The sequence below is a fragment of the Rhodococcus mengyinensis genome, assembly GCF_048381435.1.
Lineage (GTDB): Bacteria > Actinomycetota > Actinomycetes > Mycobacteriales > Mycobacteriaceae > Rhodococcus_F > Rhodococcus_F opacus_D.
Map to the genome: position 1 here is coordinate 230,354 of NZ_JBLWIT010000105.1, position 7,798 is coordinate 238,151.

8 protein-coding genes and 2 pseudogenes are annotated in these 7,798 nt (G+C 66.7%); 3 read left to right on the top strand and 7 right to left on the bottom strand.

Translation table 11 applies throughout. From position 1 onward, the window contains the following. Nucleotides 1-26: 26 nt before the first annotated feature. The 3 genes from ACNJ7E_RS22125 to ACNJ7E_RS22135 are packed head-to-tail and all read right to left on the bottom strand — an operon-like array spanning nucleotide 27 to nucleotide 2,153. A complete protein-coding gene (locus tag ACNJ7E_RS22125) occupies nucleotides 27-470 on the bottom strand; it encodes a protein phosphatase (protein ID WP_418340957.1) in 444 nt (147 codons plus the stop codon). A gap of 10 nt (nucleotides 471-480) precedes the next feature. Further along, a complete protein-coding gene (locus tag ACNJ7E_RS22130) occupies nucleotides 481-1,242 on the bottom strand; it encodes a 2-phosphosulfolactate phosphatase (RefSeq protein ID WP_283334744.1) in 762 nt (253 codons plus the stop codon). Beyond that, a complete protein-coding gene (locus ACNJ7E_RS22135) occupies nucleotides 1,239-2,153 on the bottom strand; it encodes a LysR family transcriptional regulator (protein ID WP_418340958.1) in 915 nt (304 codons plus the stop codon). The genes ACNJ7E_RS22130 and ACNJ7E_RS22135 overlap by 4 nt, the downstream gene beginning before the upstream one ends. An 11-nt stretch (nucleotides 2,154-2,164) precedes the next feature. On the opposite strand from ACNJ7E_RS22135, the gene ACNJ7E_RS22140 reads away from it, so the two are divergent. After that, nucleotides 2,165-3,466 carry an MFS transporter gene (locus ACNJ7E_RS22140; RefSeq protein WP_418340959.1) on the top strand — a complete coding sequence of 434 codons (1,302 nt, stop codon included), beginning with the start codon at nucleotides 2,165-2,167 and terminating at the stop codon, nucleotides 3,464-3,466. Between the two features lie 290 nt (nucleotides 3,467-3,756). Here the strand turns inward: ACNJ7E_RS22140 and ACNJ7E_RS22145 are convergent, their stop codons facing one another. Further along, nucleotides 3,757-4,557 (bottom strand): class I SAM-dependent methyltransferase, encoded by an 801-nt coding sequence (locus tag ACNJ7E_RS22145; protein ID WP_418340960.1) that lies wholly within the window; start codon nucleotides 4,555-4,557, stop codon nucleotides 3,757-3,759. Nucleotides 4,558-4,745: 188 nt separating this feature from the next. Here ACNJ7E_RS22145 and ACNJ7E_RS22150 point away from each other — a divergent pair. Together ACNJ7E_RS22150 and ACNJ7E_RS22155 are read left to right on the top strand one after the other, a co-directional pair. Continuing rightward, nucleotides 4,746-5,065, top strand: a pseudogene (locus tag ACNJ7E_RS22150) (SRPBCC family protein); the annotation flags it as partial. A gap of 105 nt (nucleotides 5,066-5,170) precedes the next feature. Continuing rightward, nucleotides 5,171-5,794, top strand: a complete 624-nt coding sequence (locus tag ACNJ7E_RS22155) for a maleylpyruvate isomerase family mycothiol-dependent enzyme (RefSeq protein WP_418340961.1) — start codon at nucleotides 5,171-5,173, stop codon at nucleotides 5,792-5,794. Nucleotides 5,795-5,837: 43 nt separating this feature from the next. Here ACNJ7E_RS22155 and ACNJ7E_RS22160 read toward each other — a convergent pair whose 3' ends face one another. The 3 genes and pseudogenes from ACNJ7E_RS22160 to ACNJ7E_RS22165 form a co-directional block, all read right to left on the bottom strand. After that, nucleotides 5,838-6,044, bottom strand: a complete 207-nt coding sequence (locus ACNJ7E_RS22160) for a hypothetical protein (RefSeq protein WP_280784658.1) — start codon at nucleotides 6,042-6,044, stop codon at nucleotides 5,838-5,840. A 20-nt stretch (nucleotides 6,045-6,064) separates the two neighbouring features. Continuing rightward, nucleotides 6,065-6,208 (bottom strand): annotated as a pseudogene (locus ACNJ7E_RS44025) (MCE family protein); the annotation flags it as partial. A gap of 60 nt (nucleotides 6,209-6,268) precedes the next feature. After that, a partial coding sequence (locus ACNJ7E_RS22165; RefSeq protein WP_418340962.1) for a thioesterase domain-containing protein occupies nucleotides 6,269-7,798 on the bottom strand: 1,530 nt, incomplete at its 5' end.

Consider the following 7,798-nt stretch of genomic DNA (forward strand, 5'->3'; position numbering starts at 1 on the left):
CCGCCGGCGTCCTCGTGTCGGGTGCGTCAGGAGGACGGTGCCGCGGTAAACCGTCCGACATACCGCCGCTGCCACCGTGTCTCGACCGCGTGACGGTGGTAGTGCTGCCGGACGTACGCGACGGCGTCCCGCGCCGGGACCCCGTCGAGCACGGCGATGCAGGCGAGGGCTGTGCCCGTCCGGCCGCGACCGCCCCCGCATGCCAACTCCACCCGTTCCGTCGCGGCGCGGCGCCACACCTCACCCAGCGCATCGAGGGTGTCGTCGCGGTCCCGCGGCAACGCGAAGTCGGGCCAGCGGACCCACCGTGAGTCCCACTGCACCGGCGGCGGCGTCCGCCCCAGCAGGTAGACGGCGAAATCGGGGAGGGGACCGTCGGGGAGTGGTCGCCTCAGCCCCCGGCCGCGGACCAGCCGCCCGGACGGCAGGCGGAGGACTCCAGGAGCGTCGGCGTCCCAGGTATCGAACATGGCGCTCACTCTATTGCGCAGCCGCTCGGAAGACGCGATCTTCGAGGACCGGGACGGCGGTGCTCCGGTCCACCTCGGCGGCGATTACGACGTCCTGCGGGTATCCCGAGGCACGCAACTCCCGTCCCGACGCACACGCCGCGAGGGACTGCGGGAGGGTGTCCGCGACACCGCGCCAGGCGGTCATCGCCGCCAGGGCTTCCGGCGACGCGTCAGCGCCCCGACCGATCGCCGTCAGAGCGGACAGCACGGCGCCCGCGCCCCACAGATCCTCGATCGCCGGCCGGAGTTCGCCGCCCGGCCATTTCTCCCCGGCGGCGATCACCGACACCACCGACGTCGACGTGCAGTGCCGGGCGATCCAGTCTGCAACAGCGGTCGCATTCCGTAGGGACGCCCCGACGCACACGCCGGTTCCGGTGCCGAGCTCGAAGCTGATGGTCGATCCGTTCGGCGAGGGAAGCACCAACCTGCGCGGCGCCGCGGTCCGTCGAATCGTATTCGGCGACAAGCTGATCTGCCCGTTCGCCGCCCGGCTGCGTCCGACGGCGAGGACCGCGTCCGAGTCACGGGCGTAGCGTTCGGAAGAATCGTCGTTCCACCGGTAGGGCAGGACGTCGATGCCGGCGTCGACCGCAACGGTGAGTGTGGTGGTGAACGACAGGACGTCCACTACGACCGCGACGTCGGCGTCGGCGCCGACGGCTTTCGCCCCCGGCAGGCCCCAGTCGAAACGGAGGCCGTAATCGTGTTGGAGATGTTCGCGGTTCACGGGGTCTCCCCGCTCTCCGTCGACGTGAGCGTTATGAGGGCAGCGATAACCGTGGTGACCGCGACGCTCGGGGGACCGGGTAGGCGCGCGGCACCGATGTCGCGGAAGGCTCGGGGATCGTCGAGGCGAATCTGCGCGCACCCGGGTGGGGGAGTATCCGTGGCCGGCACGATGCCCACGCCCAAGCCGGATGCGACCAGGCCGTGCACGGTGTGCACGTCCTCTCCTTCGAACGCGATCGTGGGTAGGGCACCGGCTCGGGCGAACAGGTCGTCGAGCGATCCCCGGAGTCCGTAGCCCGGCTTGAGAGTGACGATCGGCTCGGAGGCGAGGTCACGGATCGTCGTCGAGGTCGATGCGGCCCGCGGGTGTTCGGAGGGCACCAGGACGACGAGCGGCTGTTCGAACAGCGGCGTGACCGTCAGGCCCTCGGGCGGTGGGGTGAGACGGGAGGCGAGCGCGATATCGGCCTCACGGTTGAGGAGGGCGTCCAGGCACGTGCGGCGCGCGCCCTGACTGAGGACGAACCGGATCGTCGGATCCGTCGCGCGGACGGTGCGAATCAACTCGGGCACGAGGTGCTCGCCGAGCGACATCTGAAAGGCGACGCGAACGGTGGCCCGCGCCTGTCGGTCTTCGGACTGCACGGCGTCGAGGCCGTCCACCACCGCCTCGAGTGCGCGCTGTGCGTAAGGCACCAGTGTCCGGCCGGCATCGGTCAGGCGCACGCCGCGGCCGTCCGGTTCCAGGAGCGAGATGTCGAGTTGCCTTTCGAGTCGGCGGATTATCCGGCTGACCGTGGGCTGGGGCATCCCGAGCATCGCGGCAGCGACAGTGACGTGTTCGACTTCGCCGAGCGCGACGAGGACGGGGAGGTGCGGCAACAGCGCCTTGACGGTCTCGCTATTCATAACTCAACTGTATGAGTCGATGGATGGTTCTGCATTGGATTCATCAGTTCTTCGGATCTACCGTCGACTTCATGTCGGCCACCCGCTTGACGGAGAAGGACACCCGCGCAGCGGCTGCCCAGCAGAACACGCTGCCGGCGGGAAATCCGGACCGCCGACTGTCGGCGGCCCTGTGGTGTGCCGGCGTGGCGACCTTTGCCCTGATGTACGCGCCTCAGGGGCTCCTCACGCAAATCGGGCACGACGCCTCCGTGAGCCCGGCTCAGGCTTCACTTCTGGTCTCCGCGGCCACGCTCGGGCTGGCGTTGTCGGTTCTGCCGTGGGCCCGGTTCTCGGATCGAGTGGGGCGCCCCACCGCGATGCGGTACGCGGCGGCAACCGCGGGACTGCTCGCCGTGGCCGTCCCCTGGCTCCCGACGTTCGACGCGCTGGTGGCGGGACGATTCGTCCAAGGAGTGGCGCTCGGGGGACTACCGGCGCTGGCGATGACACTGCTCCACGAGGTCGCCGCGCCGGCGCGGACCGCAGCATTGGCCGGTTCCTACGTGGCAGCAACATCATTGGGTGGTTTGAGCGGTCGACTTCTGGTCGTCCCGGTCGCCGATCACCTCGGGTGGCGTCCGGCCTTGGCGATCCTCGGCGTAGGTCTGGCGATCCTGATGGCCATCCTGATCGCGTTGCTTCCCGCCGGTCGGGGGCGGCGAGTGGCCGTCCCGTCCACCGGGATCCTTGCCATCCACCTGCGGGATACCCGCCTGCTGGCATTGTTCGGCATCGGTGCGCTACTCGTCGGCGGCATGGTGGCCGTCTTCAACTACCTCCCCTTCCGCCTCGAGGCCGCTCCGTACCACCTCGCGCCCACGGTGGTGTCGCTGATCTTTCTCGCCTATCTGGCGGGCACGGCGGGCTCTCGCGCCGCCGGCTGGGTGGTTGGCCGGTTCGGTCACCGAACCGTGCTCGTGTCGGCCTGTGCCTTCATGGCAGGTGGGACGATGCTCAGCGTCGCCGGATCGCTGGTCCTGATCCTCCTCGGCGTGGCGGCGATCACCGGCGGACTCTTCGTCGGCCATGCCGTCGCATCCGGCATGGTCGGCGCCCACGCGACAACGGGTCGCGCACAGGCGACGGCGCTGTACAACGTCTCCTACTACGCCGGCTCCAGCCTGTTCGGCTGGGTCGGAGGAATCGCCTGGGCGAACGGACAATGGTTTTACGTGGCCGTCCTGGTCCTCGTCCTGACGGTGCTGGCCCTCGTCCTCGCGCTCCTCCCATCGACAACCGCACGTCGCGTCGTCGCCGTCGAGTCCTGCTGAAGCGGGAGTTGGGATCTGTCCGGCAGGCCGGAGCCCGTGTCCGGGTGGGGGCCTGCTGTAATGGGGACAGGACAGAGGGGAGGGTCTGATGAGTGGAATGTTCCTACTCGGTGCGGTGTTGGCCGGCAGTGGAGGTGTTCTGGGGTTGGCAGTCGCACTGTTCGGAGGTGCGGAACCAAGCCGCCTTCGCCTATGTGCGTTGGACGGCCACACCGAAGCCTGTGATGCGCCCCGGGCTTGACCGGAGAGTCGGTCGGGTCGTCGGCCGTCTGGCGCGAAATGCGTGAAGATCAGCTGCGACGGCGGGCAATGTGCAGGACCGCGCCGAAGTGCCGCCGGATGCAGTGATCGGGCCGCTCGGCGATTCGGCGACGAATCTCGCTGTAGAGCCGTTCCCGTTGCCACTTCGCCATGGCGATGTGACCGGAGAAGGTGTCAAGAAGGTCGAGGTAGCCGTCCACGTCGTAGCTGACTTCCCAGTCGAAGTTCCGGACCACGACATTGTCGAAGAGCCCGCACTCCCACATTTCGGCCCGATGATCGGCGAGTTCACCCGGGCGCGGCCACGTCGCGGCATCCGGGAGACCTTCGCCGATCTCCTCGTAGACGGGCTGAATGTCACGAAAGATCGGGTCCCCACCTTCCGGGAACACGTGTTGTGCACCCCAGAAAGCCAGATGTCCTTCGGGGCGAATAAGGCTGGCCGCCTTGATGTATCGCGTCGAGGGGTCGATCCAGTGCCAGGAGGTTGCCGCGAACACGAGGTCGTAGGTCACGCCTGGCGCAGGCCTCCATTGCTCGAAATCGGCGCAGACCACCTCGGCGTGAGGGAACGGCGCTACATTCTCACGCGCGATCGCTGCCAGGTCATGCCCGAGTTCGATCGACGTAATGGTGAAGCCCCGCCGCGCGAGCTCGACGGTGGCCTTGCCCGTACCTCCGCCGATCTCCAATAGCGAGTCACCTGGGCGCAGTCCGGACGTGAGGACGAGTTCATCGTAGAGCGCTGACGGATAGCTGGGCCGAGCGGCGTGGTACTTCTCGGCGGCCAACTCGAAGGTGTTCCGAAGCGTACGGCGATCCGTTGTCATGATTCGATCATCTCTGCTCCTCGGCGGATCGATCCAGCACCGGATTCGCCGGCGCTTCGCGGTCTTGTCGTGTCTACACCGCTACCAGCGCTTTGACGCGCTAACCATCAGTGATAGCGACCAGGTATAGCGGGAGGATCAAACAGACCGGTCTCCATCGTGGCCCGACCGAGCAAGGAGCGTGACGAGGCCAACTCGGGGTGGGCACCCGGTGGCGCGGGGTAACCCGCATTCTGGGTAGGCGGCTCGACCCGTGACCGAATTCGTCGAGTACGAACCGTTGAAGATGGCCACGTCCAAGTCGGTGGAGAGCAAGGTCGGCTTCACCGCGACGACGAGGCTCGAGGAAGTCGACGGCGGCACCCTGTTCACCTATCGGACCGACAGCGAAAGTGGCCTCGGAGGAATCTTCGGCAAGCTGGCCGACCCGATAGTCGCGAAGGCGTACTCACGCATGGTGCGGGCAAGTTTGGACAACCTCGCAGACGTGCTCGCCATCGACAGCTGACCATGCGGGTCGGCTCTCATTCGGTCGTTCCCCGAGCAGCGATGAGATTCCGTGTCTCGACGAGTCTTACCGTGCATACGATGTGGCCGACCGAAGGAGCGAGCTGTGGAATATGTCTGGTCGATGGTGCACGCGGAGCGTGCGGCGCTGATCGACGACCTCGGGAGTCTCGACGCGGCACGGTGGGACGAGCCGTCGCTCTGCGGCGACTGGACGGTGCACGACGTGGTCGCCCACCTGGTCGACACGGCTCGGACGACGCGCCTCGGCTTCATGGTCGGCCTCGCCCGGGCGCGATTCGACTTCGACCGCCAGAACGCACGCGGCGTGGAACGCGAGCGCGGTGCCTCACCGCAGGAGACATTGGAGCGGCTTCGTCGTGTGGCGTCGCGCACGTCGACGCCTCCGGCGCCCCTCGACAGCCGGCTCGTCGAGGAGATCGTCCACGGTGAGGACATCCGTCGGCCCTTGGGACTCACCCGCTCCTACCCGGCGGAGGCCGTCGACAGATCGCTCCGCCTGCAGGCGCGCACTCCGGCGTACTTCGGCGGCGCCAAAGAACTCGTGGCCCGCGTCCGGCTGACGGCAGCGGACGTCGAGATGTCGATCGGCGACGGCCCCGAGGTGAGCGGCACCGCCCTTTCGCTTCTCCTGGCCGTCTCCGGTCGGAGGGTGGCGCTGGACGACCTCCACGGACCGGGAGTCGAGGTCCTCGCGGCGGCGATCTGACGATCTACCGTCCGGAAACCGGGCGACGGTCCCAGGAGCGTCGTCACTCGCACGCCACTTCGGTTCCCCTCATGGCGCGGGGCGCCTGCATCTTCGATCCCGCGTAACTTGCGGGCGTGATCTGGGCTCCGTATCCCGGGACCTGATCGTGGACCCCGGTGACGTCGTAGCAGGCCGGTCCGCGATTGTCGAGCAGGCGCGGCTCGTCCTGGTTGGGCAGGTAGCGCCCTTTCGGGTTGATGAACTGCACGCCGAGTGTGTTCGCCAGCGTGTCCCGCCGGCCTGGATCGGCGGAGCCGTGTCTCCCTGGGGAACGATCAGCGACACATAGCGTTCGCCGAATAGCGTCTCGGGCAGCAACCGCGCCGTCGCGGTGGACGGAATCAGCTGCCCCTTGTCCGGCTGGATCGCGAGATGGCGATTTCATGCGGTCGTTGCACCATCGAGTAGTTCGTTTGACACAAGGAGGCGCCGCTAACTGACAGCGTCGACGAGGTAGGTGTTGAGAACTCGTGCAATGTCCGCCAACGCTCGCGGCGTGGTCATACGAATATGCGTGGCATCGATAGGATAGTAGTCGATTGAACCAGTTATGTATGGTTGCCAGCAACTTTCGGCAACCTCCCGGGTCATCTCGCCAGCTGCGGCGGCGAAGAAGACCATGTCTCCGTCGAACACGGCGGGGTGGTAGTCGGCGACCAACCGTGGCGCGTCATTGAAGGATTCGACGATCCGCTTCACGTGTGATGGCTGGAGAAACTCGAATGCTCCGGTTCGCAGATGAATCAGTTCGGTCGCTTGTTCAGCCGACATGGTTTTCCCCGCGGCATCGAAGTCTTCGGCACCGAATCCAAACAGATCGGCTAGCTCGACCAGGATGTCTTCAACAGTGAATTCCTGGTTTGCAGTCGATTCCGCTTCGCGGAACCGGCTGTCCAGCATCGCCAGCATCGAGACCTGCTTCCCGAGAAGGCGAAATCGTGTGGCTACGGCGTGGGCAATAACTCCGCCCAAGGACCAGCCGAGCAGGTGATACGGCCCGTCTGGTTGCACGGCCTGGATCTCCCGGACGTAGTGCTCCGCCAACTGTTCGATGGAACGGGGATGCGGGTCGTCTTCGACGAGTTCGGGGGATTGCAGCCCGTAGATTCGCTGTCTCGGTTCGGTGTATCGAGCCAAACCTGCGTAGCACCAGGCCAATCCGCTAGCCGGGTGTATGCAAAAGATCGGGTCGGAATCTCCAGCTGATGTGATCGGGAACAGGACGTCGAATGCCGAAGGTCCGGTCGGCGCAATAGGTGTCGACCCGTCGGAGACCGCCTCGACTCTACTGGCGATCGCTTCCACCGTGGCGCCAGTGAAGAGCCATGCCACTGGCATCTCGACGTCGAGAGCCTCTCGCAGCCGCGCACTGACCTGGATGGCGAGCAGCGAGTTGCCGCCCAAGGTGAAGAAGTCGTCGTCGAGTCCGATTCGGTCGTGGCCGAGGACGTCGGTGAAGACGTCGGCGATGGTGTGTTCGGTGGGGGTGACCGGTGGTCGGAACTGCCGCTTCAGCGGCGCTGGTGCGGGGAGTGCTCGTCGGTCGATCTTGCCGTTGGTGGTCAGGGGTAGTGCGTCGAGGATGGTGATGGGGGTGGGCACCATGTAGTCGGGGAGGTGGTCGGCGGCGAAGGTGTGGATCGTGGTGGGGTCGAGGGGGGTGTGGTTGCGGGGGACGACGTAGCCGACGAGTTGGTCGCCGGTGTGGTGGTCGTGGTGGACTGTCACTGCGGCGTGGGTGATGTCGGGGTGGGTGGTGAGGGTGGCTTCGATTTCGCCGAGTTCGATGCGGTGGCCGCGGATTTTGACTTGGAGGTCGCGGCGGCCGAGGTATTCGAGGTTGCCGTCGGGGTGCCAGCGGACGAGGTCGCCGGTGCGGTACATGCGTTGGCCGGGTGGGCCGTAGGGGTTGGCGACGAACCGTTCGGCGGTCAGTGCGGGCCGGTTGTGGTATCCGCGGGC